The organism is Bradyrhizobium sp. BRP56, from assembly GCF_020194035.1.
Taxonomy (GTDB): domain Bacteria; phylum Pseudomonadota; class Alphaproteobacteria; order Rhizobiales; family Xanthobacteraceae; genus Bradyrhizobium; species Bradyrhizobium australafricanum.
This window is the reverse complement of record NZ_JADYVV010000001.1, coordinates 121,296-147,033: the sequence shown is the minus strand read 5'-3', so window position 1 is coordinate 147,033 and position 25,738 is coordinate 121,296. Positions and strand designations below refer to the sequence as shown.

25 protein-coding genes are annotated in these 25,738 nt (G+C 65.4%); 16 read left to right on the top strand and 9 right to left on the bottom strand.

Translation table 11 applies throughout. The features are described 5' to 3' along the window. Positions 1–92 precede the first annotated feature (92 nt). Genes leuC through I6F38_RS00650 form a run of 6 tightly spaced genes read left to right on the top strand, consistent with a single transcriptional unit; the run spans position 93 to position 6,040 of the window. Positions 93–1,496, top strand: a complete 1,404-nt coding sequence (gene leuC, locus I6F38_RS00675) for a 3-isopropylmalate dehydratase large subunit (protein WP_225158652.1) — start codon at positions 93–95, stop codon at positions 1,494–1,496. Between the two features lie 3 nt (positions 1,497–1,499). Further along, positions 1,500–2,150, top strand: a complete 651-nt coding sequence (leuD, locus tag I6F38_RS00670; RefSeq protein WP_225158651.1) for a 3-isopropylmalate dehydratase small subunit — start codon at positions 1,500–1,502, stop codon at positions 2,148–2,150. Further along, positions 2,147–3,280, top strand: coding sequence for a 3-isopropylmalate dehydrogenase (gene leuB, locus I6F38_RS00665; RefSeq protein WP_225158830.1), 1,134 nt, complete (start codon positions 2,147–2,149; stop codon positions 3,278–3,280). The genes leuD and leuB overlap by 4 nt, the downstream gene beginning before the upstream one ends. Continuing rightward, positions 3,280–4,341, top strand: a complete 1,062-nt coding sequence (locus I6F38_RS00660) for an ABC transporter substrate-binding protein (protein WP_225158650.1) — start codon at positions 3,280–3,282, stop codon at positions 4,339–4,341. Before leuB ends, I6F38_RS00660 begins: the two co-directional genes overlap by 1 nt. After that, the gene (locus I6F38_RS00655; protein WP_225158649.1) at positions 4,338–5,171 is read left to right on the top strand and encodes an ABC transporter ATP-binding protein; all 834 of its coding nucleotides are present in this window, start codon (positions 4,338–4,340) and stop codon (positions 5,169–5,171) included. Before I6F38_RS00660 ends, I6F38_RS00655 begins: the two co-directional genes overlap by 4 nt. Further along, positions 5,168–6,040: an ABC transporter permease gene (locus tag I6F38_RS00650; protein WP_225158648.1), complete on the top strand. Its 873-nt coding sequence runs from the start codon at positions 5,168–5,170 to the stop codon at positions 6,038–6,040. The genes I6F38_RS00655 and I6F38_RS00650 overlap by 4 nt, the downstream gene beginning before the upstream one ends. 49 nt (positions 6,041–6,089) lie before the next feature. Here I6F38_RS00650 and I6F38_RS00645 read toward each other — a convergent pair whose 3' ends face one another. Next, positions 6,090–6,266 (bottom strand): hypothetical protein, encoded by a 177-nt coding sequence (locus I6F38_RS00645; RefSeq protein ID WP_168857282.1) that lies wholly within the window; start codon positions 6,264–6,266, stop codon positions 6,090–6,092. A gap of 218 nt (positions 6,267–6,484) precedes the next feature. On the opposite strand from I6F38_RS00645, the gene I6F38_RS00640 reads away from it, so the two are divergent. Together I6F38_RS00640 and I6F38_RS00635 are read left to right on the top strand one after the other, a co-directional pair. Continuing rightward, a complete protein-coding gene (locus tag I6F38_RS00640) occupies positions 6,485–6,742 on the top strand; it encodes a hypothetical protein (RefSeq protein WP_057016905.1) in 258 nt (85 codons plus the stop codon). Positions 6,743–6,834: 92 nt separating this feature from the next. Further along, positions 6,835–8,340, top strand: a complete 1,506-nt coding sequence (locus tag I6F38_RS00635) for a CYTH and CHAD domain-containing protein (protein WP_225158647.1) — start codon at positions 6,835–6,837, stop codon at positions 8,338–8,340. A 28-nt stretch (positions 8,341–8,368) separates the two neighbouring features. Here the strand turns inward: I6F38_RS00635 and I6F38_RS00630 are convergent, their stop codons facing one another. From I6F38_RS00630 to I6F38_RS00600, 7 genes are all read right to left on the bottom strand, one after another. After that, positions 8,369–8,542: a hypothetical protein gene (locus tag I6F38_RS00630; RefSeq protein WP_225158646.1), complete on the bottom strand. Its 174-nt coding sequence runs from the start codon at positions 8,540–8,542 to the stop codon at positions 8,369–8,371. A 93-nt stretch (positions 8,543–8,635) separates the two neighbouring features. Beyond that, positions 8,636–10,177, bottom strand: a complete 1,542-nt coding sequence (garD, locus tag I6F38_RS00625; protein WP_225158645.1) for a galactarate dehydratase — start codon at positions 10,175–10,177, stop codon at positions 8,636–8,638. Positions 10,178–10,362: 185 nt separating this feature from the next. Then, a complete protein-coding gene (locus I6F38_RS00620) occupies positions 10,363–11,811 on the bottom strand; it encodes an aldehyde dehydrogenase family protein (protein WP_225158644.1) in 1,449 nt (482 codons plus the stop codon). Positions 11,812–11,829: 18 nt separating this feature from the next. Then, positions 11,830–13,185, bottom strand: coding sequence for a glucarate dehydratase (gene gudD, locus I6F38_RS00615; RefSeq protein ID WP_225158643.1), 1,356 nt, complete (start codon positions 13,183–13,185; stop codon positions 11,830–11,832). A 43-nt stretch (positions 13,186–13,228) separates the two neighbouring features. Continuing rightward, positions 13,229–14,170 carry a 5-dehydro-4-deoxyglucarate dehydratase gene (gene kdgD / locus I6F38_RS00610; RefSeq protein WP_225158642.1) on the bottom strand — a complete coding sequence of 314 codons (942 nt, stop codon included), beginning with the start codon at positions 14,168–14,170 and terminating at the stop codon, positions 13,229–13,231. Positions 14,171–14,296: 126 nt separating this feature from the next. Continuing rightward, on the bottom strand, positions 14,297–15,202 hold the full coding sequence (locus I6F38_RS00605) for a LysR substrate-binding domain-containing protein (RefSeq protein WP_076826064.1): 906 nt from the start codon (positions 15,200–15,202) through the stop codon (positions 14,297–14,299). Between the two features lie 332 nt (positions 15,203–15,534). Then, positions 15,535–16,872 carry an MFS transporter gene (locus I6F38_RS00600; protein ID WP_225158641.1) on the bottom strand — a complete coding sequence of 446 codons (1,338 nt, stop codon included), beginning with the start codon at positions 16,870–16,872 and terminating at the stop codon, positions 15,535–15,537. Positions 16,873–17,085: 213 nt separating this feature from the next. On the opposite strand from I6F38_RS00600, the gene I6F38_RS00595 reads away from it, so the two are divergent. Both I6F38_RS00595 and I6F38_RS00590 read left to right on the top strand, forming a co-directional pair. Then, positions 17,086–18,117, top strand: coding sequence for an alpha/beta fold hydrolase (locus tag I6F38_RS00595; protein WP_225158640.1), 1,032 nt, complete (start codon positions 17,086–17,088; stop codon positions 18,115–18,117). Between the two features lie 14 nt (positions 18,118–18,131). Then, positions 18,132–19,082, top strand: a complete 951-nt coding sequence (locus I6F38_RS00590; protein ID WP_225158639.1) for a fatty acid desaturase — start codon at positions 18,132–18,134, stop codon at positions 19,080–19,082. 3 nt (positions 19,083–19,085) lie between these two features. Here I6F38_RS00590 and I6F38_RS00585 read toward each other — a convergent pair whose 3' ends face one another. After that, positions 19,086–19,697 carry a TetR/AcrR family transcriptional regulator gene (locus I6F38_RS00585; RefSeq protein ID WP_225158638.1) on the bottom strand — a complete coding sequence of 204 codons (612 nt, stop codon included), beginning with the start codon at positions 19,695–19,697 and terminating at the stop codon, positions 19,086–19,088. 181 nt (positions 19,698–19,878) lie between these two features. Here I6F38_RS00585 and I6F38_RS00580 point away from each other — a divergent pair, with 181 nt between their 5' ends. The 6 genes from I6F38_RS00580 (at position 19,879) to I6F38_RS00555 (ending at position 25,735) form a co-directional block, all read left to right on the top strand. Beyond that, positions 19,879–20,904, top strand: coding sequence for a histone deacetylase family protein (locus I6F38_RS00580; RefSeq protein WP_225158637.1), 1,026 nt, complete (start codon positions 19,879–19,881; stop codon positions 20,902–20,904). A gap of 238 nt (positions 20,905–21,142) precedes the next feature. Continuing rightward, a complete protein-coding gene (locus I6F38_RS00575) occupies positions 21,143–22,072 on the top strand; it encodes a Gfo/Idh/MocA family oxidoreductase (RefSeq protein WP_225158636.1) in 930 nt (309 codons plus the stop codon). Between the two features lie 2 nt (positions 22,073–22,074). Further along, the gene (locus I6F38_RS00570; protein WP_225158635.1) at positions 22,075–23,145 is read left to right on the top strand and encodes an aldose epimerase family protein; all 1,071 of its coding nucleotides are present in this window, start codon (positions 22,075–22,077) and stop codon (positions 23,143–23,145) included. Positions 23,146–23,180: 35 nt separating this feature from the next. Beyond that, positions 23,181–24,059 carry an SMP-30/gluconolactonase/LRE family protein gene (locus I6F38_RS00565; RefSeq protein ID WP_225158829.1) on the top strand — a complete coding sequence of 293 codons (879 nt, stop codon included), beginning with the start codon at positions 23,181–23,183 and terminating at the stop codon, positions 24,057–24,059. 58 nt (positions 24,060–24,117) lie between these two features. Next, positions 24,118–24,846, top strand: coding sequence for a TetR family transcriptional regulator (locus tag I6F38_RS00560; RefSeq protein WP_092089644.1), 729 nt, complete (start codon positions 24,118–24,120; stop codon positions 24,844–24,846). A 19-nt stretch (positions 24,847–24,865) separates the two neighbouring features. Then, the gene (locus I6F38_RS00555) at positions 24,866–25,735 is read left to right on the top strand and encodes an ABC transporter substrate-binding protein (protein ID WP_225158634.1); all 870 of its coding nucleotides are present in this window, start codon (positions 24,866–24,868) and stop codon (positions 25,733–25,735) included. Positions 25,736–25,738: the final 3 nt, after the last annotated feature.

Genomic DNA, 25,738 nt, shown 5'->3' with positions numbered 1-25,738 from the left:
GGGCAAAACTGCTTCACTTGACGACAACTTTGGCCCAGATTGGCGTCAATAAGATCAAGCCGCATGGAAACGCACAGAGCAGGGGAAGGCGGATGCCCGGCCGAAGTTTGCTCGAGAAGATCTGGGACCAGCATGTCATTGCTCGCCTCAGCGAAGACACAGACCTCCTTCATATCGACCGCCATCTGCTGCACGATCTCGGCGGCTCGCGCGGCCTGCTCGATCTGAAGAGCCGGGGCCTCAAGGTCCACAATCCCGAACTGACCTTTGCAACGCCGGATCACGCGCTGTCCACGGCGCCGGGCCGCGCCGGAACCAGCAAGATCGGACTGGAATTGCTGGCTGCGCTGCGGGTTGAGACCTCGGCGAGCGGCATAACCCTGTTCGACGTCGATCAGCCCGGCCAGGGCATCGTCCACGTCATCGGTCCGGAACTCGGCTTGAGCCTGCCGGGCGCGACCATCGTCTGCGGCGACAGCCACACCTGCACCCATGGCGGCTTGGGGGCGCTCGCCTTCGGCATCGGATCGAGCGAGCTAACCCATGTGCTGGCGACGCAGGCGCTGATCCAGCGCCGCCCGAAGACGATGCGCGCGCGCTTCGAGGGCAAGCTGCCGCTCGGCGTCACCGCCAAGGACATGATTCTGGCGCTGATCGGCCATATCGGCGCCGCCGGCGGCACTGGATATGCGGTCGAATATGCCGGCAGTGCGATCCGCGCGCTGCCGATCGAGGGCCGGCTCACGATCTGCAACCTCTCGATCGAGCTCGGCGCCAAGATGGGCATGGTGGCGCCGGACGAGAAGACGTTCGAATTCCTGCGCGGCCGTCCCTATGCGCCGCAAGGCGCGATGTGGGATCTCGCGGTGAAAGCGTGGCGCGAGCTGCCGAGCGATCCCGACGCGGTGTTCGACCGCGAGGTCGTGATCGATGTCGAGAAGATCATCCCGCAGGTGACCTGGGGCATCAGCCCCGAGCACGTCGTCGGCGTCGATGGCGTGATTCCCGATCCGAAGGCGGTCGACGATCCCTTGCGGCGCGCCGCGATCGAGACGGCGCTCGAGTATATGGGCCTGGAAGGCGGGGCGCCGATCGCGGGCACGCCGGTCGATTGGGTGTTCATCGGCTCCTGCACCAACAGCCGGCTCAGCGATCTGCGCGCCGCGGCCGAGGTTGCGCGCGGCCGCAAGGTCGCGGCCGGGGTCCGCGCCTGGGTTGTGCCGGGTTCGGAGAACGTCAAGCGCGAGGCGGTCGCCGAAGGGCTCGACAAGATCTTCATCGACGCCGGCTTCGAGTGGCGCGAGCCGGGCTGCTCGATGTGCCTTGCCGCCAATGGCGAGGTGGTGGCGCCCGGGCAGCGCTCGGTTTCGACCTCGAACCGCAATTTCGTCGGCCGGCAGGGGCCGCGCGCGCGGACGCATCTGGCGAGCCCCGCGAGCGCCGCAGCATCCGCCATTGCCGGCGCGATCGCCGATGTCAGGATGATGGGACGCTAGAGCATGCCAAAACCGTTCGACAAGCTCACCGCAACCGCCGCGCCGATCATGCGCGGCAATATCGATACCGACGTCATCATCCGCATCGAGCGGCTGGTCGGCAATTCGATCCGCGGCACGCTCGGTAAATGGGCGTTCGGCTCGCTGCGCTATCTGCCCGACGGCTCGGAGAATCCGGAGTTCATCCTGAACCGCGAGCCGTATCGCGAGGCGGAGATCCTGGTGACCGGGCCGAATTTCGGCTGCGGCTCCTCGCGCGAGGGCGCGGTGTGGTCGCTGCAGGAGCGCGGCATCCGCGCCATCATCGGTTCCGGATTCGGCGACATCTTCTTCGCCAACTGCTTCCAGAACGGAATCCTCCCCGTCATCGTCGACAAGGCGGTGGTCGATCAGCTTGCCGTCGACATCGAGGCGACGCAGGGCGCGGGCAAGGTCTCGATCGACCTCGAGGCCCAGACCATCGTCTCGCCGTCAGGCGCGCGGCATTCGTTCGAGATCGATCCGCGGCGGCGCGAGGGGCTATTGAAGGGGCTCGACGAGGTGGCGCTGACGCTGCAGCGCGATGACGAGATCCACGCCTTCCAGGCCTCCGACCGCGCGGCGCGGCCATGGATTCATTCGACAACGACACCCGCTTCAAGGACACCGGCATGAGCACGCAATCCAACATGGTCAAGGTCGCCGTCGTCGGCGGCGAGGGCATCGGCCCCGAGGTCACCGCGCAGTCGCGTCGCGTGCTCGACTGGTTCGCGGCGAAGCGTAACGTGCCGATGACGCTGCGCGAGGCGCAATACGGCCTGATCCCGTATCTGGCGACCGGCAAGGTGCTGCCCGAGGACACCGCCGAGGCGATGGACGAGGCCGATGCGATCCTGTGGGGTGCGACCGGCGGGCCGGAGACCACCGAAGTGCCGGCCGCAGCACGCAAGGCCGGCAGTCTGCTGGGCCTGCGCAGCAAATACGATCTTTATGCCAATCTGCGACCGATCGTGGCGAGCCCGGCACTGTCGGCCTCCGCGCCGCTCAAGGCCGGGGTGCTCGACGGCGTCGATTTCGTCATCATCCGCGAATTGACCAGCGGCATCTATTTCGGCGAGCCGCGCGGCATCGAGACGCTGCCCGACGGCCAGCGCCGCGGCTTCAACACCGAGCAATACACCACGAACCAGATCCGCCGCGTGGCGCGCTCGGCCTTCGAACTGGCGCGGACCCGGCGTAACAAGGTCTGCTCGGTCGACAAGGCCAATGTGCTGGAGACCAGCGTGGTGTGGCGCGAGGAGGTGATCAAGCTGCACAAGGAGGAGTTCTCCGATGTCGAGCTGACACATCTCTATGTCGATAACGCCGCGATGCAGATCGTGCGCGAGCCGCGGCAGTTCGACGTCATGGTGACCGGCAACATCTTCGGCGACATCCTTTCGGACTGCGCGGCGATGGCTTCGGGCTCGCTCGGCATGCTGCCGTCGGCCTCGCTCGGCCCGGTCGATCGCTTCGGCCGACGCAAGGCGCTCTATGAGCCGGTGCATGGCAGCGCGCCCGACATCGCGGGCAAGGGCATCGCCAATCCGCTCGGTTCGATCCTCAGCGTCGCGATGCTGCTGCGCCTGACGCTGAACCGGCCCGAGGATGCCGACCTGCTCGAGAAGGCGGTGCAGACCGCGCTGGCCTCCGGCGCGCGCACGGCCGATATCGCCGAAGCCGGGGCGAAAAAGCTGTCGACCGTGCAGATGGGCGATGCAGTGCTCGGCGCACTCGACAGGATCTCGGCGAAGGAGCACGCGTGATGGCGCGCCTCACCACGCCCCACATTTCAAGGCGATCGGCGCTGACGGTGATCGCCGCCGGCGGCGCCGCGCTGGCGACCGGGCGTGCGTGGGGGCAGGCGGCCGCGGGCCGCGCGATCTATCCGGTCGCAGTGCCGGTCTATCAGACGCAATTCGTCGCCGACCGTATCGGCTACTTCAAGGAGGCCGGGCTCGACTGCAAGCTGGTGCAGGGCGGCAGCGGCGTGAAGACCCGCGAAATCATCGCCTCGTCGCAGGGCGATATCGGTATCGGCGACGTCACCCATCCGATGCAGCTGACCAATCACGGCCGCGCCGCGCGCGTGCTGTTGCCGGTCGACACCCGGTCGAATTCGGTGATGTTCATCTTGCGCAAGGATCTGAAGGACCAGGGCATCAACTCGCTGGAGGCGTTCACGCAATGGAAGCGGCCCGACGGCCGCAAGCCGATCGTCTCGGTCTCCTCGCTCGGCGGCACCAACCACGTCTGGTCGTCCTACTACATGGAAACCATGGGGCTCGACGACAAGGTGACCTGGATCGGCACCGGCAATGTCGACACCATGCTGGGATCGCTGAAGTCGAAGCAGGTCGATATCCTCGTCAGCTCGCTGTCGCTGTTGAACGAGGCGCAGCAGCAGGGCTGGGGCGAATTGCTGTTCGACGGCACCGATGAGGCGATCTGGAACAAGCATATCGGCGGCAAGGTGCCGGTGACCGCGCATTTCACGCTGCAAGCCACCATCGACAAGGACCCGGCCAAGATGCAGGCCTACGTCACCGCGCTGTGGCGGGCGTCGCAGTGGATCAAGACCCACAAGCCGACGGAGGTCTACGACGCCATCGAGCCCTATGTCGGCAGCACCTCGCGCGAGGCCAATCTGCTGGAGATCACGTCGATCCAGAAGGTCGCGGACTATGAGGGCTCGATCGACGCCGCGAGCTTCGCGCGCGGCGAGAAAGTCTGGTTCCGCGAGATGACCGGCATCAAGCCGCTCAAGATCGCCGACGTGGTCAATTCCAACCTGATCGAAGCGGCGCGAAAGGCCTATCCGGGTTGAGCGCGCTCGAGACAAGCGCAACCGTATCGCCGCGCGCCGCGGCCGATCGCCGCGTCGAGGTCAAGGGCCTGAGCAAGTCGTTCCAGCTCGCCAAAACCACGATCGAGGCCGTGCGCGACGTGACCTTCGACGTCCGCCGCGGCGAGTTCGTCGCGCTGCTCGGGCCGTCGGGCTCCGGCAAGAGCACCGTGCTCAACATGATCGCCTCGCTGATCCGCCCGACCGGCGGCGAGATCCTGATCGACGGCAAGCGCGTCGTCGCCGGCAAGGCGACGCCCAACGTCGGCTACGTCTTCCAGCGGGACACGCTGTTTCCGTGGCGAACCGTCGGCGACAATATCGGCTACGGGCTGGAGCTATCAGGCGTGCCGGCTCACGAACGGAAGGAGCGCATCGCCGAATGCGTCGCGCAAGCCGGCCTGAAGGGATTCGAGAACGCCTATCCGTCGGCGCTGTCGGGTGGCATGCGCCAGCGCGCGGCGCTGATGCGGACGCTGATCGTCGAGCCGCAGATCCTCCTGATGGACGAGCCGTTCGGCGCGCTCGACACCCACACCAAGATCGACATGCACGAGGTGCTGCTCCGGATCTGGGAGCGCGAGCAGCAGACCGTGCTGTTCGTGACCCACGATCTCGGCGAGGCGTTGACATTGGCCGACCGCATCATCCTGTTCTCGGCGCGGCCGGGCCGGATCAAGGACATGTTCGAGGTCGATTTCGACCGCCCGCGCGATGCGGTGAAGGTGCGCGAAACCCCGCATTATGCCGAGCTGTTCCAGCACATCTGGCATTCGCTGGGCGAGGAATTCGTCAGGGGCCGCAGCACATGAAGAGGTACGGCACGCTCGGCACGGTCGGCTGGCAGGTCCTGATCTGCGCCGTCGTGCTGTCGGTCTGGCAATGGGGCTACGACCTCCGCACCAAACTGCCCTGGCTGGTGCCCGACCTGCTCGATCCCTACTTCATCTCGAAGCCGTCGATGATCTTCGACAACTTCCTGATCCAGAGCTGCCTGACCTCGAAGCTCGGCGCCTTCAACGGCTGGTTCAATGGCGACTTCGGAAAGTGCCTGGCGCGCAACGAGAACAACCTCTGGGCCGCGACCGCCATCACCCTGAAGAATACCTTCTTCGGCTTCGTCACCGGCGTGGTCAGCGGCTTCGTCGCCGGACTGATCCTGGGACGATCCGATCGGCTGAGCGCGATCTTTCAGCCCTTCATCACCGCCGTGAATTCGATCCCGCGGATCGCGCTGGCGCCGATCATCGTGCTGGCATTCGGGATCGGCGACATGTCGAAGATCGTGACGTCCTGGATCGTCGTCGTGTTCCTGGTGTTCTTCAACACTTTCGAGGGCGCGCGCTCGATCGACGAAGGCTTCACCAACGCCGCGCGGCTGCTCGGCGCCAGCGAATGGCAGATCACCCGGACGGTGGTGATCCCCTCGACGATGGCCTGGGTGTTCGCTTCGCTGACGCCTGCGATCTCCTTCGCGCTGATCGGCGTGATCGTCGGCGAGTTCATCGGCGCCGAGCGCGGCATCGGTCGCCTCATCATCGAATCGGAGGCGCGCGGCGAGGCCTCGGGCATGATGGTTGCTGTCGTGGTGCTGATGCTGGTCGGTGTGGTGCTGTCGGCGATCATCTGGCGGCTGCAGGCCTATCTGTTGCGCTGGCAGCGGCAACGCAGCGCCGAATAGGCCGCGGGGCCGTGGCGACGTCGCATTTGCCGCCACGGCTGGCCCGGATCTAGGCTGCATTTTCCGATGGCGAGGTCTCGCCGTCGAGCCAGTCCTGTTCCTTTGCCAGCGCGCGCCAAGCCGCTTCCATTCGCTTGAAGCGATTGTAGGTCGGCCCGTCGTCGGCACGCTCGGCAAGTTGCGCGCAGTTCTCCGCATTGTCGCGGAAGTGCTGTGACTGTTTCATGGAACGTCCTCCTATTAGTTAAGGACGTGGGACATCAATTCAGGCTATTCAACGCGTGGAACATGGGTATTTCGCCACACAGATGAATGCCTGTTCAGCGAGTTCCCGGCGCGATATTTCGCAACTGAGCGTGAGCAATTGCAGCACGGTCGATACAGGAACGGTGCGTCGCACTCGACGTTCCTCCTTCACGTCGCAACTGGAGGAGGAGAGACGGCATGAGGACGTATCTGCTAACCGCGGCCATGGTGACCGCGATCGCATCGCCTGTGTTCGCCGATGATATCGGTGTCCGCGCAGGTCCCGTCGGCGCAGGCGTAACGGTTGGTCGGGCACCCGAATATCGCGATCGCGATCGTGATCGCACCACGGTAATCAGGGAGCGTGAGCCGCGCCATGACCGGACCACGGTCATCAAGAAGCGGGACGAATTCGGCAATCGCAGCAAGACCGTCATCCATAACGACGACGATTGACGCCAACTCAGGCGATCTTGTGTGAGCATGAACGTCCGTCGCTGACCTCGTCACGGCGGACGTTTGCTTGGTGCCCCAGGCATGGAGCGACGATGGCGGCCGAGACGGAGCTCAAATTCCACGTTCCCGCGCGCAAGCTCAAGGGACTGAAGAAACCGCGGGTCGCCGGCAGCAAGAGCGGTGCACCATCCGAGAGCGATCTCGTCTCGACTTATTTCGACACCGCGAAGCACAAGCTCAAGCGGCACGGACTGACGTTGCGCGTGCGGCGGGATGGCGGCAACTATGTTCAGACTATCAAGTCGGGAGCGGGTCCGCAGTTTGAACGGGGCGAATGGGAGACTGACCTAGCGGACGGAAACCTCAACCTCGACAAGGCTGAAGGCACGCCGCTCGAAAAGCTCGCGTCCGGCAGGCTGCGTCGCAAGCTGAAACCGGTATTCGAGACGTCGGTGCGGCGTATCACCGTGCCGCTGCGGACCAAACGCAGCGAGATCGAACTCGCGATCGATCGCGGCTACACCACGGCCGGGCACCGTTCGCGCCGAATCGACGAGGTCGAACTCGAACTCAAGAGCGGCCGCCCGCTCGACCTGTTCCGGGTCGCAAGGGCGCTGGAGCGGAAGGCGGCGGCGGAGCTCGATCTGCGCTCGAAAGCCGAACACGGCTATGAACTTGCCGATGGCGAGGAGCACGTCGTCGTTTCCGCCGGGAGCATCGTGCTCGACGCCGGACTTACCGCCGGCGCGGCGTTCCGGGTGATCGCGCGCGCCGCGCTTCGTCATTTCTCGTCGAATGCCGAGGCCGTCCGCGAGGGCGAGGCGGAAGGCATTCACCAAATGCGGGTCGGGTTGCGGCGGCTGCGCGCCGCGATCTCGCTGTTCTCGAAGATCCTCATCGTAGCCCCGACGGAAGAGATCAAGACGCAGCTGAAGTGGCTCACCAGCGCGCTCGCACCGGCGCGCGAGCTTGATGTATTCGTCAAGGAAGATATCGAGCCTGCATCGCATGACGCGCTGCTGCGGCGAGGCGGCAAAGCGATCCGGCAGGAATTCTCCGACCGCCGCGACCGCGCCTTTGCCGGCGCGCGGCAGGCGGTCAATTCGCGGCGCTATCGGTCCATGCTGATCGACACGTTGCAATGGATCGAGGCAAAGCAGACCATTGCCGCGGAGGACGAAGGCGGTCCGATCGAGGAATTCGCGGCCGCGCTGCTGCACCGCCGCATCAGGAAGCTGCGCAAGGATGGCCGGCGTCTCGACGAGCTGTCGGCCCAGCAGCGGCACAAGGTGCGCATCAAGGCCAAGAAGCTCAGATACGCGATCGATTTCTTCGAAAGCCTGTTTTCGCGCAAGGGTGAGCGCAGGCAACTCGCGCGGCTGTCCAGGCACCTGAAGCGGGTCCAGGATGCGCTCGGCTCGCTCAACGATTTTGTCGCGCACCGCAAGCTGGCGGTCGATGCGGCGCTGAAGGCCCCGCATCGGAAGGAGCGGGCCAGCGCCTTTGCCTCGGGCGTTGTGCTTGGCCGAGAGGAACAGGCGGTCAAGCCGCTGATCAAGGTCGCCGCCAGGGAAGTGCGAGGACTCGAGAAATATTGATGAGCGTGTGGCGGCGAACCTCGGACATCTATGCCGCTGGTGATGCCCCCGATTGCCTCTCCCGCTCGGCGGCTGCGATCTGGCTGCGACATTCCTCCGCGTAGGCACGCAGGCGCTCGGCCGTCAACGAGTCCATGCCGGTGCGTGCCAGCCGCTCGGCGCGGTCGGCCTGATCTCTGAGATCATTGATGGTCCGGGTCATGTGTGTCTCCATGCCCAGACAATTTGAATCGAATTGCGACGTTCCCCGGCCGATCAGGACGTGGCTAACGGGTGGTTAAGGAGCCGCGGATGCTCAGGTCACCGGCGCCGGGTTGAACAGCGTCAGATCGTTGTGGATGCCCCAGCGGTCCGACCACGGCTTGGTGCGCCCGCTCGCGACGTCGAGGATCAGGCGGAACAGGTCCCAGCCGGTTTCCTCGATTGTCTTCTCGCCGGTGGCGATGCAGCCGGCGTCGAAATCGATCAGGTCCTTCCAGCGCCGTGCCAGCTCGCTGCGGGTCGCGACCTTGATGACCGGGGCTGCTGCCAGGCCATAGGGCGTGCCGCGGCCGGTGGTGAACACCTGCAAGGTCATGCCGGAGGCGAGCTGCAGCGTGCCGCAGATGAAGTCGCTCGCCGGCGTCGCGGCAAACAGCATGCCCTTCTGCCGCGCCTTCTCGCCCGGCGACAGCACGCCCGCGATCGGGCCGGAGCCGGACTTGACGATCGAGCCGAGCGACTTTTCGACGATGTTGGCGAGACCGCCCTTCTTGTTGCCCGGCGTGGTGTTGGCGCTGCGGTCGGCGCCGCCGCGGGCAAGATAAGCGTCGTACCATTCCATCTCGCGGATCAGCGCGCGGCCGACATCCTCGTTGACGGCGCGGCGGGTCAGCAGCTGGATCGCGTCGCGCACCTCGGTCACTTCCGAGAACATCACGGTCGCGCCGGCGCGAACCAGCAGGTCGGCGGCAAAGCCCACCGCGGGGTTCGCGGTCACGCCGGAGAACGCGTCGCTGCCGCCGCATTGCAGGCCGATCACGAGATCGGCGGCCGGGCAGGTCTCGCGCTTGCGGGCGTTGAGCACCTTCAGCCGGGCCTCGGCCTGGGTCATGATGGCGTCGACGATGGCGCCGAAGCCGTCAAACGCTTCGTCCTGCATCCGCACGATGGCATCGCCGACGCCCTCCGGCACCAGCCGTTCCGGCGCGAGCTTCTCGCAGCCGAGCCCGACGACGAGGATCTCGCCGCCGAAATTCGGATTGAGCGCGAGATTCTGCAGCGTGCGGATCGGCACCACGGCGTCGGGTGCGGTGATCGCGACGCCGCAGCCATAGGCATGCGTCAGTGGCACGACGTCGTCGACGTTGGGATATTTCGGCAAGAGCTCGGCGCGGATGCGCTTCACGGCATATTCCATTGTGCCCTTGACGCATTGCACGGAGGAGGAGATGCCGAGGATGTTCTTGGTGCCGACCGAGCCGTCGGGATTGCGATAGCCCTCGAAGGTGAAGCCTTCGAGCGGCGGCAGCGCGGGCGGCACCGCGGTCGCGATCTCGAGCTGATCGAGCGGCGGGGCCTCAGGCATGCGGATGCGTGCCTCGTCGACCCACTCACCGGCCAGGATCGGTGACAGCGCCGTGCCGATCACCTCGCCATAGCGCACGATCGGCGCGCCCTCGGCGATGTCTTCGAGCGCGGTCTTGTGGCCCTGCGGCACGAAAGCACGCAGCGTCAGGCCCGAGGCGAAGCGGGAGCCGGCGGGCAGGCCGAAATCATTCACGACGATCGCGACATTGTCGCGCTCGTTGAGCTTGATGTAGCGGGGCTGCTCCTGCGCGCCGATCGACTGGTCCATGTAGCTTCTCCTGACTTTGCTTTACCTCTCCCGCTTGCGGGGGAGGTCGCATCGCATCGAAGATGCGATGCGGGTGGGGGCTCTCTCCACAGTATGATTCGTGGAGAGAGCCTCCACCCCAACCCTCCCCCGCAAGCGGGAGAGGGGCGCAGCGTCTTACGAGGCTGCACTCTGTTCCAACTGCTTCAGCCCGGGAACGTGTAAGCTGTCTTCACCGTGGTGTAGAACTCGCGGGCATAGGCGCCCTGTTCGCGTGCGCCGTAGCTCGAGCCTTTGCGGCCGCCGAACGGGACGTGATAGTCGACGCCGGCGGTCGGCAGGTTGACCATGACCATGCCGGCCTCGCTGTTGCGCTTGTAGTGCGAGGCGTATTTCAGGCTTGACGTGCAGATGCCCGAGGCAAGGCCGAACTCGGTGTCGTTGGAGATCGCCAGCGCCTCTTCATAATCCTTGGCGCGGATCACGCAGGCGACCGGACCAAAGATCTCCTCGCGGGCGATGCGCATCTGGTTGGTCGCCTCGGTGAACAGCGCCGGCTGCAGATAGAAGCCGGGCGTCTCGCGGTTCAACAATTCGCCGCCCCAGTGCAGGCGGGCGCCTTCATCCTGACCGATCTTGATGTAGCGCAGATCTTGGTCGAGCTGGCTCTGGTCGACGACCGGGCCGACATGCACGCCGCTCTTCAGCGCGTCGTCCACCGAAAGTCCCTTCATGCGCTCGGTCATCGCGGCGACGAAGCGGTCGTGAATTCCCGCGGTGACGATCAGGCGCGAGGACGCCGTGCAGCGCTGGCCGGTCGAGAAATAGGCGCCGTTGACGGCGACCTCGACCGCGACCTTCACGTCGGCGTCGTCGAGCACGACCAGCGGGTTCTTGCCGCCCATCTCGAGCTGGAACTTCTTCATGGGGTTGGAGAGCACGCAGGCCTGCGCGATCTTGCGGCCGGTCTGAACCGAGCCGGTGAACGAGATCGCGGCGACGTCGGGATGATCGAGCAGGGTCTGGCCGACCACCGAGCCCGAGCCGACCACGAGGTTGAAGACCCCCGCCGGAATGCCGGAACGCGCGATGATCTCGGACAGTGCATGGGCGGAGCCCGGCACCAGCTCGGCCGGCTTGAACACCACCGTGTTGCCGTAGCAGAGCGCCGGCGCGATCTTCCATGCCGGGATCGCGATCGGGAAGTTCCACGGCGTGATCATGCCGACGACGCCGACCGGCTCGCGGGTGATCTCGACGTCGAGGCCAGGGCGCACCGATGCGCCTTTCTCGCCCATCAGCCGCAGCGCCTCGCCGGCAAAGAACGCAAAGATCTGTCCGGCGCGCGCCACCTCGCCGATGCCTTCCGGCAGCGTCTTGCCCTCCTCGCGGGCGAGCAGGCGGCCGAGCTCTTCCTTGCGGGAGAGGATTTCCACCGAGATCCTGGTCAGCGCGTCGAAGCGTTCCTGCGGCGTCGAGCGCGCCCAGGCCGGGAAGGCGGCCTTCGCCGCGGCGATCGCCTTTTCGGTCTGCGCCTTGTCGGCCTTGGCGTATTCGCCGACGACATCGCCGGTGTTGGAGGGGTTGATGTCCCGCGTGATGCCTGTTCCGTCGACCCATTCGCCGGCGATGAAGTTCTTCTGGTGAGCGGTCATGTTTCCAACCTTTCTTGTTTAGCGCACGAGGCAGGGACGCTTGTCGTCGAAGGTCCACCCCTGGATCAGGAACTGCATGGCCAGCGCGTCGTCGCGGGCGCCGAGACCATGCTGCCTGTATAGCGCGTTCGCGGCCTCGATGGCACCGCGATCGAGCTCGATGCCGAGGCCCGGCCGATCCGGGATTGCGATCTTGCCGCCCTTGATCTGCAGCGGCTGGCGCGTCAACGCCTGGCCGTCCTGCCAGATCCAGTGGGTATCGATCGCGGTCACCTTGCCCGGCGCGGCGGCGCCGACATGGGTGAACATCGCCAGCGAAATATCGAAATGGTTGTTGGAGTGCGAGCCCCAGGTCAGGCCGTTGTCGCGGCAGGTCTGCGCCACCCGCACCGAGCCCTGCATGGTCCAGAAATGCGGATCGGCGAGCGGAATGTCGACTGCGCCGAGCCGCAGTGCGTGCGAGAGCTGGCGCCAGTCGGTCGCGATCATGTTGGTCGCGGTCGGCAGCCCGGTGGCGCGGCGGAACTCGGCCATGATCTCGCGGCCGGAGAAGCCGGCCTCCGCGCCGCAGGGGTCTTCGGCATAGGCGAGCACGCCATGCATGTTGCTGCATAGCCGGATCGCCTCGTCGAGTGACCAGGCGCCGTTCGGGTCGAGCGTGACGCGCGCCTTCGGAAAGCGTTTTGCAATGGCGGTGACGGCCTCGATCTCCGCTTCGCCCCTGAGCACGCCGCCCTTGAGCTTGAAATCGGCAAAGCCGTAATGCGCCTGCGTCGCCTCGGCGAGCCGCACGATCGCATCCGGCGTCATCGCCACCTGGTGGCGCAGATTGAACCAGTCGGGCTTGCCGGTCTCGCCCTCGACGTAAGGAAGGTTGGTCTTCCTGCGATCGCCGACAAAGAAGAGATAGCCGAGCGTCTCGACGCTGGCGCGCTGCTGGCCTTCGCCAAGCAGCGCTGCGACCGGGAGATTGAGATGCTGACCGAGCAGATCGAGCAGCGCGGATTCCACCGCGGTCACAGCATGGATGGTGACGCGGAGGTCAAACGTCTGCTTGCCGCGGCCGCCAGCGTCACGATCTGCGAAGGCCTGGCGCATCGAGGCCAGGATGTTGTTACAGGCGCCGATGGTCTGGCCGACGACGAGGTCGCGGGCGTCCTCAAGCGTCTTCTTGATCTTCTCGCCGCCCGGCACCTCGCCGACGCCGGTGTGGCCGGAGTTGTCGGTGAGGATAACGAGGTTGCGGGTGAAGAACGGCGCATGCGCGCCGCTCAGATTGAGGAGCATGCCGTCGCGGCCGGCGACCGGGATCACCTCCATCGCCGTGACAACAGGTGCGCCGGCAAAGCCGGTGCGGATCGTGTCCTGGATCATTTGCTCCTCCCTTCGTGCTTTGCTGTTGTCCTGGCCGTTCGGCTTATTCTGCCGCCTGCTGCGCGGCGGCCTGCGGCAGCTTGGCGACCAGCGCCGCGAGCTCGGCGATCTCCTGCTCGGTAAGATCGGTCAGCGGCGGCCGCACCGGGCCGGAGTAGCGGCCAATCACCTTCATGCCGGCCTTGATGATCGACACCGCATAACCCTTCTTGCGGTTGCGTATCGCGATCAGCGGCAGGATGAAATCCTTCAGGCCTGCATGGATGGTCTGATGATCGCGCCGGCGCACCGCGGCATAGAAATTGGTGGCGAATTCCGGCACGAAGTTGAACACCGCCGACGAATAGGTGGTCACGCCCATGTCGAGATAGGGCAGGGCGAAGGTCTCCGCGGTCGGCAGGCCGCCGATATAGGTCAGGCGATCGCCGAGCCGGGTGTAGACGCGGGTCATCAGCTCGATATCGCCGATGCCGTCCTTGTAGCCGACGAGGTTCGGGCAGCGCTCGCAGAGGCGCGCCAGCGTATCGGGCTGCAGGATCGCATTGTCGCGGTTGTAAACGATGACGCCGATCTTGACCGATGCGCACACCGCCTCGACATGGGCGGCGAGGCCGTCCTGCTCGGCATGCGTGAGATAGGGCGGCAGCAAGAGCAGGCCGTCGGCGCCGGCCTTCTCGGCGCCGACAGCGATCTCGCGCGCAATCGCGGTGCCGTAGCCGGTGCCGGCCAGCACGGGAACGCGACCCTTGGTCTCGTCGACCGCGATCTTCACGACGTGGGGAACTTCACTCGGCGTCAGCGAGAAGAACTCGCCAGTGCCGCCGGCGGCGAACAGGCCGGCGACGTCATAGCCGCACAGCCAGTCCATGTTGGCGCGATAGGTCGCCTCGTCGAACGAATAATCCGCGTTGAACGGGGTCACGGGGAAGGACAGGAGGCCGCCACCGATTCTAGCGGCCATCTCCTGAGGGGTCATCTTGCTCATGGCGCCACTCCTTGAATGTATCTGGGAACGGGATGCGCGAGCAGCGCGCGTCCATGGCGGAATTTCTAGGGAATGGTTCGATGCGCGTCCAAGCCAAACGCGGTATCGAGCGATGCTAACTCTGCATCAATCGCCGCGCAGATGCGGCGCTGCGATTTCGGTCGCGATCTCGATCAATGACGGCAGCAACTGGTTCTCGTGGTCGCGCCGCCACACCATGAACAGCTCGACCGGCACGGGTGATCGCAGCTTCAGCGGCTTCAGCTTGACGTCCGCGATCTTCAGGCTCGCGGCCGCTTCCGGCACGATCGCGACGCCAAGCCCGGCGCGCACCATGGCGAGGATCGAGTGGATCTGGCTGAGATGCTGCACATAGCGCGGCAGCACGTCGGCGCGCGTGAACATCGACACCAGCAGATCATGGAAGTAGCGCGCCTCATAGGGCGAATACATCACGAAGGGCTGGTCGTCGAAATCCTTGATGCTGACGGTCTCGGCCGCGGCCAGCGGATGCTTCTTCGGGATCGCGGCGAGCAGCGGCTCGGCCACGACGCGCCGGCTGGCGAATTCCGGCCGCGCGATCGGCGGACGTAGCAGGCCGGCATCGATCTGCCCGGTGGTGAGCGCCTCGAACTGATCGCCGGAGACCATCTCCTTCAGCGAAAAATCGACCTCGGGCAGGCGTGAGCGGCAGGCCGCGATCAAGTCGGGCAGGAAGCCGTAGGCGGCCGCGGCAGTGAAGCCGATCTTGAGCGAGCCGGTCTTGCCGAGCGCGATGCGGCGGGCAACCTGCGAGGCCGATTCCGCGAGCTTGAGGATGCGCCGCGCCTCGGGCAGGAAACTGCGTCCCGCCGGCGTCAGCCGCACCGAGCGGCTGGTGCGTTCCAGCAGCGGCGCGTCGATGATGTGTTCGAGCACCTGGATCTGCCGGCTCAGCGGCGGTTGCGTCATGTTGAGTCGCGCCGCGGCGCGGCCGAAGTGCAATTCTTCGGCCACCGTGACAAAGCAGCGGAGCTGGCTCAGGTCGAACATCGATGCAAGCCCGGAATTGATCGCGCGGGGATTTGTACGTTCTAGCATCGATGCCTCCCACTGGCCAAGAAGACAAACAAGAAGACAAAAAAGCAGACAAAGACGGCGGCCGCAGCCGCCGTTTGGTTTTCTGCTCCCTCTCCCCGTTCTTACGGGGAGAGGGTTGGGGTGAGGGGCTCTCTCTGCGCAACGGCCGCCTCGATGTGCACGCGCGATCCGAACGAGTCGGAGGGACTGTCTCTGCGGAGACGTGTTGCTTCGCCCCTCACCCGAAATTCGCTGTGCGAATTTCGACCTCTCCCCGCGGAAGGGCGGGGAGAGGTGAAGCGCGTTCACGCCGCCTTGAGCTGCACCCGCTTGATCTCACCGACGATGAACAGATAGGCGATCGCCGCGACCAGCGCGTTGGCACCGACGAACACCAGCGCGCCGTTGAACGAACCGGTGGCGGCCAGGATATAGCCGATGATGATCGGCGTCGTGATCGAAGACAGGTTGCCGAAGGTGTTGAACAGACCGCCGGAAACGCCGCCGGCTTCCTTCGGCGAAGTGTCGGAGACGACCGCCCAGCCGAGCGCGCCGATGCCCTTGCCGAAGAAGGCAAGCGCCATGAAGCCGACCACCAGCGCCTGGCCGTCGACATAGTTGCAGGCGATGATCGACATCGACAGCAGCATGCCGCCGACGATCGGGATCTTGCGCGCCATGGTCAGCGAGCCGGTGCGGCGCAGGATGTAGTCCGAGATCACGCCGCCGAGCACGCCGCCGATAAAGCCGCACAGCGCCGGCAAGGTCGCGACGAAGCCGGCCTGCAGGATCGAGAGCCCGCGCTCCCTCACCAGATAGACCGGGAACCAGGTCAGGAAGAAATAGGTCAGCGTGTTGATGCAGTATTGGCCGATATAGACGCCGAGCATCATGCGGTTGGCGAGCAACTGGCGGATGTGGTCCCAGCTGGGGCCGCTGTCCTGAGTCTTGCCGGCCTTCGTCGCGTCCATGTCGACCAGCGCGCCACCCTGCTTGATGTAGTCGAACTCGGCCTCGTTGATCGCGGGGTGTTCCTTGGGCTCGTAGATGGTCTTGATCCAGGCAATGCCCATGACGATGCCGAGCGCACCCATCACGTAGAACACATGGCGCCAGCCATACTCATGGGCGATCCAGCCCATCAGCGGCGCGAAGATCACGGTGGCGAAATACTGCCCCGAATTGAAGAAGGCCGAGGCGGTGCCGCGTTCATTGCCGGGGAACCAGGAGGCGACGATGCGGGCATTGGCCGGGAATGACGGCGCCTCGGCGATGCCGACCAGGAAGCGCAGGGCGAACAGCAGGATCACGGCCGCGCCGGCGGACAGGAACCCGACCAGGCCCTGCATCGCGGTGAAGATCGACCAGACGATGATGCCGATCGCATAGACCCATTTGGAGCCGAAGCGGTCGAGCAACCAGCCGCACGGCACCTGGGCGACCACATAGGACCAGCCGAACGCCGAGAACACGTAGCCCATCGCGACGGGATCGAGATGCAGTTCCTTGGAAAGGGCGGGGCCGGCGATCGAGAGCGTGGCGCGATCGGCATAGTTCACGGTGGTGACGAGAAACAGCATCGTCACGATCAAGAGCCGGACGCGGGATCGCCGCGTGTCTGCGGCGGACACAATTGCGCTCATTAGCGCCTCCTCGAAAATTTCCTCGAGGTCTGTCCTAGAGAGATGACGACAATGGGTCCAAGCCGAAACGGCTATTGATCCATACCGATTTTGAATGGATCGGCCCGGTGTCATTCCACTTCGCCGCTATTGCCAGGGTTCCACATTTAGTGTACTATTAGTACAGTTATTGAGGGCGCAGCGTTGCGCCCGGCTGCTCGAGGTCGAAAGCTGATGACCACGCCGCGCGACTATGAGGTGTTCGAGGCAGGTGATGTGACGCTGCAGGGCGGCGCCGTGTTTCCGCAACTGAGGCTCGCCTACAAGACCTATGGCACGCTGAATGCGGCGCGGGACAACGTCATCCTCTATCCGACGTCGTTTGCCGCACAGCACACCGACATCGAATGGCTGGTGCAGCTGGGCGGCGCGCTCGATCCCGGGCGCTACTTCATCGTCATCGCGAATCTGTTCGGCAACGGTCTGTCGTCCTCGCCGTCGAATTCGGTCGAGCTGCTCGGCGGCGCGCCGTTTCCTGCCTTCACCTATCATGACGCGGTCGCGATCCAGCGGCGGCTGCTGGTTGAGCGGTTCGGCGTGACAAAGCTCGCGCTGGTCTATGGCTGGTCGATGGGCGGCATGCAGGCCTATCACTGGGCCGCGCGGTATCCCGACATGGTCGAGCGCGCAGCCGTGGTCTGCGGCAGCGCGCGGTGCTCGCCGTATAATCATGTGTTCCTCGAAGGTGTGAAGGCCGCGCTGACCGCCGACCCGGCCTACCGGGATGGCCGCTTCGTCGCCAAGCCCGAGGCGGGTCTTCGTGCGATGGGGCGCGTCTACGCCGGCTGGGCAATGTCGCATGAGTTCTATCGCGAGGAAGTCTGGCGCGAGGCCGGCTTCAACTCGCTGGAAGACTACCTCGCGGGATCCTGGGACGGTGCCTTCGCGCGGCGCGATGCGAATGATCTGATGGCGCAGATCGCGATCTGGCAGGCCGGCGATATCAGCCGTTGCGATCAATTCGGCGGCGACTTCGACCGGGCGCTGGCCGCGATCAAGGCGCATGTCCTGCTGATGCCGGGGCGTACCGATCGCTATTTCGACCCGCGCGACAACGAGGCTGAACTCGGCCGCCTGGTCAACGCGCGCTCGGCCGCGCTGCACGCAATTCCGTCGATCCACGGGCACCGGGCCGGCAATCCCGCTAACAACGCCGAAGACCGCGCCTTCATCAACGCCGAAATCTCGGCGCTGCTGCAACGCTGACAGGTGAGACGACCATGAGCACCGCAGAGACCAGTGACGCCGGACCCCGCCTGAAGCCGCTCAGCCCGCTGACCTTGCGCGATTTGTCGACCAAGTCGAACCTTGCCGGCGCGCTGCGCGCGGCAAGCCATTACGGGATGATCGTCATCGTCGGCGCGCTGATCTCTCTGGTCTCATCGCGCTACGGTCTGCCATGGGCGCTGCCGCTGATTGCGGTGCAGGGTTACTTCGTCGCGTTCCTGTTCATGGTGGTGCATGAGACCGCGCACAAGACGGCGTTCCGCAGTCCAGCGCTCAATCTTGTCGTCGGCAATCTGTCCGCCTTCATGATCGGCCTGCCCTATCAGTACTACTGCCTGTTCCACTGGGACCATCACCGCCACACGCAGGATCCGGAGAAGGACCCGGAGCTGATCGTCGGCCCCAAGCCCGCGTCGGACACCCAGCTCGCGATCGCCTATTCGGGACTGCTGCAGGTGTTGGTTCGCATCCGCCTGATGTTTTGGCATGCACTCACCGGAAAGGTGGTCGTGCCGTGGATTCCGGAGCACAAGCGCGCCTCGATCGTGCTGGAGGCGAGGCTCTATCTCGCGGGCTATCTGCTGTTGCTCGCGGCATCGTTCGCGCTGCACAGTGCGATCCTGCTGTGGGTGTGGATCGTGCCGCTATTGGCCGGTCAGCTCATCCTGCGCCCCTATCTCTATGCCGAGCATACCGGTTGCGAGCAGACACGGAGTGCGTTCGAGAACACGCGCACCACGATGACGGGCCGGATCATGAAGTGGTTCGCCTGGAATATGCCTTACCATGTCGAGCACCACGCCTATCCCACGGTGCCGTTCCATGCGCTGCCGAAGCTCAACGCCATCGTCGATGGCCACATCGTGTATCGCGGGAGCAGTTACCGGGCCGTGACGCGCGAGACCTGGGCCTGGTTCCGCCGGCAGCGCCAGCGCTCTGCTTGATAGTCAAGCGTCCGCGCGGGGCCGCAGCACCAGATTGACGAGATTGCGGGCGTAGGCCGGCGTCAGCGGCTTGATGCCGAAGACGTAGCGGTAGAACAGGCTGCCATAGATGGCGTCATAGATATCGCCGGGGACGCCCGGCGCGCCGATGCTGCCGTCCTTCTGGCCGGCGGCGATGATTTCCAGCATCTTGCTGCGGCGCAGGCAGAGGTAACGCTCGTAGAACAGTTCTGCCGTGCCGGTCTTCGAGATGCATTCCGAGATCACGGCGAGCTGCACGCGGCCGAACTCGCCCTGCAACGCCTCGACATAGGTTGCGACATGACGGCGGACGCGGGCCACCGGATTGCCGGTTTCGGGCAGCGGCACGGCCCGCGAGGCCTGGTCGAGGAAGGCATCGATCAGCAACGCTTCGCGCGACGGCCACCATTTGTAGATCGTCATCTTCGAGACGTTGGAATGTTTTGCGATCGCGTCGATGGTGGTCGCGGCGAGGCCGGTCGTCGCCATCAGCTGATAGGCACCTTCCAGGATCGCGGCCGTGGTCGCGGCGGAGCGCGGCCGCCCGCGCCGCCCCGTTGCCGCTTCCTCTGTCTCCGTCTTGCCGCTGGCCATGGCCGGACTTCGCGTCCCGCGTCTTTCAATCATTGCGCTGCATGCGGGCATAGCATGAAATCGCGCTCGGTTTCAGATCGTCGCCGACGCTGATAGTGTACAACGCGCAAGCCAGAGCTTGCGTGCGGCACATTGCCCTCGCTCTGTCCAGCTCAGCCGCCGATCCAACAGGAGTGTCCCCGTGAAGGCCGTCTACAGTGATCTGCACCGCAGCCATGATCCGCAATTCTTCCTGGTCCGCGGTGTGGTCCAGCGTACCACCGAACAGCCCGAACGCGCCGACCGCCTGCTGGCGGGCCTGAAGGCCGGCAACCACACGCTGATCGAGCCGACCAGGTTCGGGCAAGGGCCGCGGGCGCGCGTGCACAGTCCGGAATATCTGAGCTTTCTCGCGGAAGCGTGGGACGAATGGTCGGCGCTCGGCAATGCCGGACCGGAGATGATCGCGAACATCCATCCGGTGCGCAATGCCGGCACGTACCCTGCTCATATCGTCGGCAAGCTCGGCTGGCACACGATGGACACCGCGGCTCCGATCGGTCCCGGGACCTGGGCAGGCGCCTGCGCCTCGAGCGACGTCGCGGTCACCGCCGCGCAGATGGTGCTGGACGGCGAGGATGCCGTCTACGCGCTGTGCCGCCCGCCCGGCCACCACGCCTATCGCGACCTCGCCGGCGGCTTCTGCTTCCTCAACAACAGCGCGATTGCGGCCGAGCATCTGCGCCAGAAGCATGAGCGCGTCGCGATCCTCGACGTCGACGTGCATCACGGCAACGGCACGCAGGGCATCTTCTACGAGCGGCCGGATGTCTTCACCGTCTCGATCCACGCCGATCCGTCGTTCTTCTACCCCTTCGTCTGGGGCTATGCGCATGAGCGCGGCGCCGCAGGTGGCCTCGGCACCAATCTCAACATTCCCCTCGCCAAGGGCACCGGTGACGACGACTACATGAAGGCGCTTGCCGTGGCGGAGAAGGCGATCCGCTCCTTCGCCCCGACCGCGCTCGTGGTCGCGCTCGGTCTCGACGCCTCCGAGAAGGACCCGCTCGCCGGTCTCGCCGTCACCACCGACGGCTTCCGCCGCATCGGCGAGGGACTGGCTCGCTTCGGATTGCCGACGGTGCTGGTGCAGGAGGGCGGCTATCTCTCCGACATCCTCGGCGCCAATCTGACGGCGGTGCTCGGCGGGTTTGAGGCCGCCCGCTAGCGCTGGTCTCGGGCGAGGCGGTGACCGGTCCGCGCAAGGAAAGCCTGTCAAAACAGGATTCTGGAGCATCGGCCTTGATTGATCAAAGCCGATGCCCCGGCCGCGAGGCGCGCACCAAAGCGTCGTGGACTTGCGTGTCCGCAACCAAAATCACATCATGCCGTTGGTATTCGGCGCTGGCTTATGATTCTGCCTGGCGGCTTCAGCCGGCCGGGTGGACAGCAACGCGAGGACGGCCATGAGTGACCTGCTTCGCATCGCCATCGTCGGTTATGGCGAGATCGCGTGCCGGCAGCACGTGCCTGCGATCGCGAAGACGTCAGGCGTGGCTCTCGTCGCGGTGGTTGATCCCGTGAAGACTCCGCCCGGCCTGCCGCATTTCCGCGACATGCAGGAGCTGTTGCGCGACGGGCCGGAGATCGACGCGGTCGCGCTGTGTACGCCACCGCAGGTGCGCCACGCGCAGGCCGCCGCCGCGCTCGCGTCGGGTAAGCATGTGCTGCTGGAGAAGCCGCCGGGCACGACGTTAAGCGAACTCACGCCGCTGATCGCGGCCGCGCAGGAGGCGGGTCGGACATTGTTTGCCACATGGCATTCACGCTATGCGGCCGCGGTCGGTCCTGCGCGGCAATTGCTCGCGAGACGCGCCATCAACAAGGTGACCATCATCTGGAAGGAAGACGTGCGCGTCTGGCATCCGGGTCAGGCCTGGATCTTCGAGGCGGGTGGCTTCGGCGTGTTCGATCCCGGCATCAACGCGCTGTCGATCCTGACCGAGATCCTGCCGCGTGCGGTCTTTATCAGGAGCGCGGCGTTGGACTTTCCGTCTAATCGGGAGGCGCCGATTGCGGCAGAGATCGAACTCTCCGACGCGAGCGGCTTGCCAATTCACGCCGAATTCGATTTCCGCCAGACCGGATCGCCGAGCTGGGACATCCTGTGCGAGACCGAGGCCGGGCCTGTGACGCTGTCGAAAGGTGGAAGGCAGCTGCGCGATGGCGGCAGGCTGGTGGTCGATGCGCCGGATGAGGAATATCCCGCGCTGTACCGCCGTTTCGTCGCGCTGACCTTGGAAGGAAAATCCGATGTCGACCTCGCGCCCTTGCGGCTTGTCGCCGATAGCTTCACGCTCGGGCGACGGCGCCTCGTCGAGGCGTTCGAGGACTGACAATGATATCAGCCAGCATTGATCGCGCCCCCTTCGGCAAATTGCCCGACGGCACCGTGGTCGAGCGCGTGACGCTGCGCGGCGAACACGGCTTTGAGGCCGCCATCCTTTCCTTCGGCGCCACGCTGCAGGCGCTGATTGCGCCGGATCGTGACGGACATTGCGACGACATCGTGCTTGGCCACGATGAGCTCGACGGCTATCTCGCACAGCGCAAATTCTTCGGCGCGACGATCGGGCGCTACGCCAACCGGATCGCCGGCGCGCGCTTCGTGCTCGATGGCGAGACCGTGCAGCTTGACGCCAACAACGGTCCCAACGCGCTGCACGGCGGGGTGCAGGGCTTTGATCGCAAGCTGTGGCGGATCGTCGAACTATCGGATGATCCGGCGCCGACGCTGGTGCTGGAGCGCGAGAGCCCGCATGGCGAGGAGGGCTATCCGGGCAATCTCGCGGCGCGCGTGACCTATCGCGTGCGCAGTCCGATGGAGCTCTCGGTCACCTACGAGGCGACGACCGACCGGCCGACCTGCCTCAACCTCACCAATCACAGCTTCTTCAATCTCGAGGGCGCGCGCTCGAGCATGCAGATCCTCGATCACCGGCTGACGATCGCTTCCGACCACTTCCTCGCGGTGGATGCCACGGCGATCCCGCTCCACGAGCCGCCGCGGCCGGTCGACGGCACGCCGTTCGATTTCCGCAAGCCTACAGCCATCGGCGCGCGGATCAGGATGAATGACGAGCAGCTGCGGCTCGGGCGTGGCTATGACCACAATTTCTGTCTGGCCTCGGGGGCGGGCCTTCGCCTTGCTGCGCGCCTCGAGGCGCCGCACAGCGGCCGCGTGATGGAGCTGTTCACCGATCAGCCGGGACTGCAATTCTATTCCGGCAATTTCCTCGACGGCTCGACCGCCGGCAAGGGCGATCGTCTCTACCGGCAATCCGATGCGCTCTGTCTCGAGCCGCATGCCTGGCCTGATACGCCGAACCGGCCCGACTTCCCGTCGGCGCGGCTCGATCCCGGGCAGCTCTATCGGCGCAGCATCGTCTACCGTTTCTCAACCGCGTGAGTGACGCCATGATCGACCGTGCCGCCGAGCCGCTGATGGAAGAGTTGCCGACATCGGTGCTGTCGGCGGAGCGTTGCCATCTCGGCGAAGGCCCGACCTATGATGCGGCGACCGACACCGCCTGGTGGTTCGATATCCGCGAGCGCCGCCTGTTCGAGCATCGATTTGCAGGCGGCAGCACTGTGATCCATGAATTGCCGAAAATGGCGAGTGCATTGGCGCGGATCGACGGCGAGCGGCAGCTGATCCTTACCGAAGATGGACTTTATGTCCGGCACGTTGCCGACGGCCGCCTGGAGCTGTTCGCCGCGCTGGAGGCCGACAACCCGCTGACGCGCTCCAACGATGCGCGTGTGCATCCGTCGGGCACGTTCTGGCTCGGCACCATGGGGCGCCATGCCGAGCAGGGTGCCGGCGCGATCTATGCGCTGCACCGGGGGCGCATCGTGCGGCTGTATCCCGGGATCACCATCCCGAATGCGATCTGCTTTTCGCCCGCGGGCGACATCGGCTATTTCGCCGATACCGCGACCAACGTGCTGCATCGCGTGCCGCTCGATCCATCAACGGGACTGCCGGTCGGCGAGGCTACCGAATTGATCAGGCATCAAGGCAGCGGCGGCCTCGACGGCGCGATCGTCGTTGCCGACGGGCTGATCTGGAACGCGCGCTGGGGTGGCGGTCGCGTCGACGTTTACGATCCCGCCGGCCGGCATCTGCGTTCGCTGCGCGTACCCGCGAGGCAATCGAGCTGCCCGGCATTCGTCGGCCGCGACTTCTCGCGCGTGCTGGTCACCTCGGCCTGGCAGGACATGGATGAGGCGCAGCGTGCGGCCGATCCCGAGCATGGCAGGACGTTCCTGCTCGAGGCCGCCGCGCGCGGTCGGGCCGAGCCTGACGTCAAACTATCCTGACGATGGGTGCCGCGCGGCGTTGTTGACGCGACCGGATTATTTGGACGATAGTACAAATATGGTCCGCAAACCTGCCAGGTCTGACGTGAAGGCCGCCAGCGCCCGCAAGCCGAACATGCGCGAGGCGATCCTCGCCGCGGCGGAGGAATTGTTCTCGACCTACGGCTTCAACGCCGTCTCGGTGCGCGACATCGCGCACGCTGCCGGCGCCAATCCGGGCAGCGTGACCTATCATTTCAGGACCAAGGACGGCCTGCTGCTGGAAATCTATCGGCGCCATTGCGGCCCGATGAACCGCCGGCGCTCCGAGCTGTTGGCGGCGGCGCGTCGGGTGCGCGATCTGCAGGACCGGCTGGAGGCGATCGTGCGCGCCTATGTGTTGCCGGCCTTTACGTCCGGCAGCGATCTTGCCGGCGGCGGAACGCGGTTCACGCGATTGCGCGCGATCATGTCGGCCGAGGGCAATGAGGTCGTGCGCAAGATCATCGCGCAGACCTTCGACGACACCAGTCATGCCTTCATCGACGCGATTCATGAAAGCCTGCCGCATATTCCGCGTACCGATCTGGTCTGGCGCAGCCACTTCCTGCTCGGCGCGCTCTACTACACGCTGGTGACGCCGGAGCGCGTCTCGCGCCTGTCGCGCGGCAGCGCCGACGGCTCCGATGCCGGCCACGCCATCGAGGAACTGGTGCGCGCCACCGTCGCCGCGTTGCAGGCCGCGCCGCTCGACGAAGGGGCGCCGCGCAAGATCCCGGGCGCAAATCCGGGGCGAGTGGTGACCTGAACGTCCGGAGCTTGTCGCGATGGAGAAACTTCGGCTGCGCGCCGTGCTCGGCAATCATCCGCACGTCCGGGCGGTGAAGAACGGTGAACTTCGCTCCGACCTGTTCGATCTCGACTTCCCCGAATTCACGCCGACCAACGCCGCGTTCAAGCCGATGGTGCGCGAGCAGGCCTTCGACGTCTGCGAGATGGCGATCGTGACCTATCTGATGGCAAGGGCGCACGGCAAGCCGCTGGTGCTGCTGCCGGCGGCGATGGTCGGCCGCTTCCAGCACGGCCATGCGCTCTATCGCGCCGACCTCGGTACGCTCGTGCCTGCCGATCTCGAAGGCAAGCGGGTCGGCATCCGCTCGTTCACGACCACGACCGGGGCATGGATGCGCGGCATCCTTGCCAATGACCATGGCGTGAACCTCGACAGGATCAACTGGGTCACGTTCGAGGATCCGCATGTCGCGGAATATGTAGACAGCACCGAGCGTGCGCCGAAGGGCAAGACCATCGTCCAGATGTTGAAAGACGGCGAGCTCGACGCCGTGCTCGGCGAGATCTCCAGCGATCCGGCATTCAAGCCATTGTTCGCCGATCCGGCCGCAGAGGCGGCGCGGTGGTATCAGCGGCACGGCGTGGTGCCGGTCAATCATCTGGTGGTGGTGACATCGCGGCTTGCGGCGTCGCGGCCCGACGTGGTGCGGAGCCTGTTCGATCTGCTCAAGCGCGGCAAGGCGGAGGCCGGCCCGCCCGGCACCCCGGACCTGCTGCCGTTCGGCGTCGCGGCGAACCGCAAGCCGCTCGAGCTGATGATCGACTATTGCGTGCAGCAGGCGTTGATCCCCCGGAACGTCACGGTCGACGAGCTGTTCGACGACACAACACGGGACTTGAACTGATGA

Coding starts and splice junctions, on each gene's coding strand:
- leuC (WP_225158652.1), top strand. CDS start 93: ATGCCCGGCCGAAGTTTGCTCGAGAAGATCTGGGACCAGCATGTCATT.
- I6F38_RS00590 (WP_225158639.1), top strand. CDS start 18,132: ATGAGCACCGCAGAGACCAGTGACGCCGGACCCCGCCTGAAGCCGCTC.
- I6F38_RS00630 (WP_225158646.1), bottom strand. CDS start 8,542: ATGACCCGGACCATCAATGATCTCAGAGATCAGGCCGACCGCGCCGAG.
- I6F38_RS00595 (WP_225158640.1), top strand. CDS start 17,086: ATGACCACGCCGCGCGACTATGAGGTGTTCGAGGCAGGTGATGTGACG.
- garD (WP_225158645.1), bottom strand. CDS start 10,177: ATGGACCAGTCGATCGGCGCGCAGGAGCAGCCCCGCTACATCAAGCTC.
- I6F38_RS00570 (WP_225158635.1), top strand. CDS start 22,075: ATGATATCAGCCAGCATTGATCGCGCCCCCTTCGGCAAATTGCCCGAC.
- I6F38_RS00585 (WP_225158638.1), bottom strand. CDS start 19,697: ATGGCCAGCGGCAAGACGGAGACAGAGGAAGCGGCAACGGGGCGGCGC.
- I6F38_RS00645 (WP_168857282.1), bottom strand. CDS start 6,266: ATGAAACAGTCACAGCACTTCCGCGACAATGCGGAGAACTGCGCGCAA.
- I6F38_RS00565 (WP_225158829.1), top strand. CDS start 23,181: ATGGAAGAGTTGCCGACATCGGTGCTGTCGGCGGAGCGTTGCCATCTC.
- I6F38_RS00650 (WP_225158648.1), top strand. CDS start 5,168: ATGAAGAGGTACGGCACGCTCGGCACGGTCGGCTGGCAGGTCCTGATC.
- leuD (WP_225158651.1), top strand. CDS start 1,500: ATGCCAAAACCGTTCGACAAGCTCACCGCAACCGCCGCGCCGATCATG.
- I6F38_RS00555 (WP_225158634.1), top strand. CDS start 24,866: ATGGAGAAACTTCGGCTGCGCGCCGTGCTCGGCAATCATCCGCACGTC.
- I6F38_RS00600 (WP_225158641.1), bottom strand. CDS start 16,872: ATGAGCGCAATTGTGTCCGCCGCAGACACGCGGCGATCCCGCGTCCGG.
- I6F38_RS00575 (WP_225158636.1), top strand. CDS start 21,143: ATGAGTGACCTGCTTCGCATCGCCATCGTCGGTTATGGCGAGATCGCG.
- kdgD (WP_225158642.1), bottom strand. CDS start 14,170: ATGAGCAAGATGACCCCTCAGGAGATGGCCGCTAGAATCGGTGGCGGC.
- I6F38_RS00620 (WP_225158644.1), bottom strand. CDS start 11,811: ATGACCGCTCACCAGAAGAACTTCATCGCCGGCGAATGGGTCGACGGA.
- I6F38_RS00635 (WP_225158647.1), top strand. CDS start 6,835: ATGGCGGCCGAGACGGAGCTCAAATTCCACGTTCCCGCGCGCAAGCTC.
- leuB (WP_225158830.1), top strand. CDS start 2,147: ATGAGCACGCAATCCAACATGGTCAAGGTCGCCGTCGTCGGCGGCGAG.
- gudD (WP_225158643.1), bottom strand. CDS start 13,185: ATGATCCAGGACACGATCCGCACCGGCTTTGCCGGCGCACCTGTTGTC.
- I6F38_RS00605 (WP_076826064.1), bottom strand. CDS start 15,202: ATGTTCGACCTGAGCCAGCTCCGCTGCTTTGTCACGGTGGCCGAAGAA.
- I6F38_RS00640 (WP_057016905.1), top strand. CDS start 6,485: ATGAGGACGTATCTGCTAACCGCGGCCATGGTGACCGCGATCGCATCG.
- I6F38_RS00560 (WP_092089644.1), top strand. CDS start 24,118: ATGGTCCGCAAACCTGCCAGGTCTGACGTGAAGGCCGCCAGCGCCCGC.
- I6F38_RS00660 (WP_225158650.1), top strand. CDS start 3,280: ATGGCGCGCCTCACCACGCCCCACATTTCAAGGCGATCGGCGCTGACG.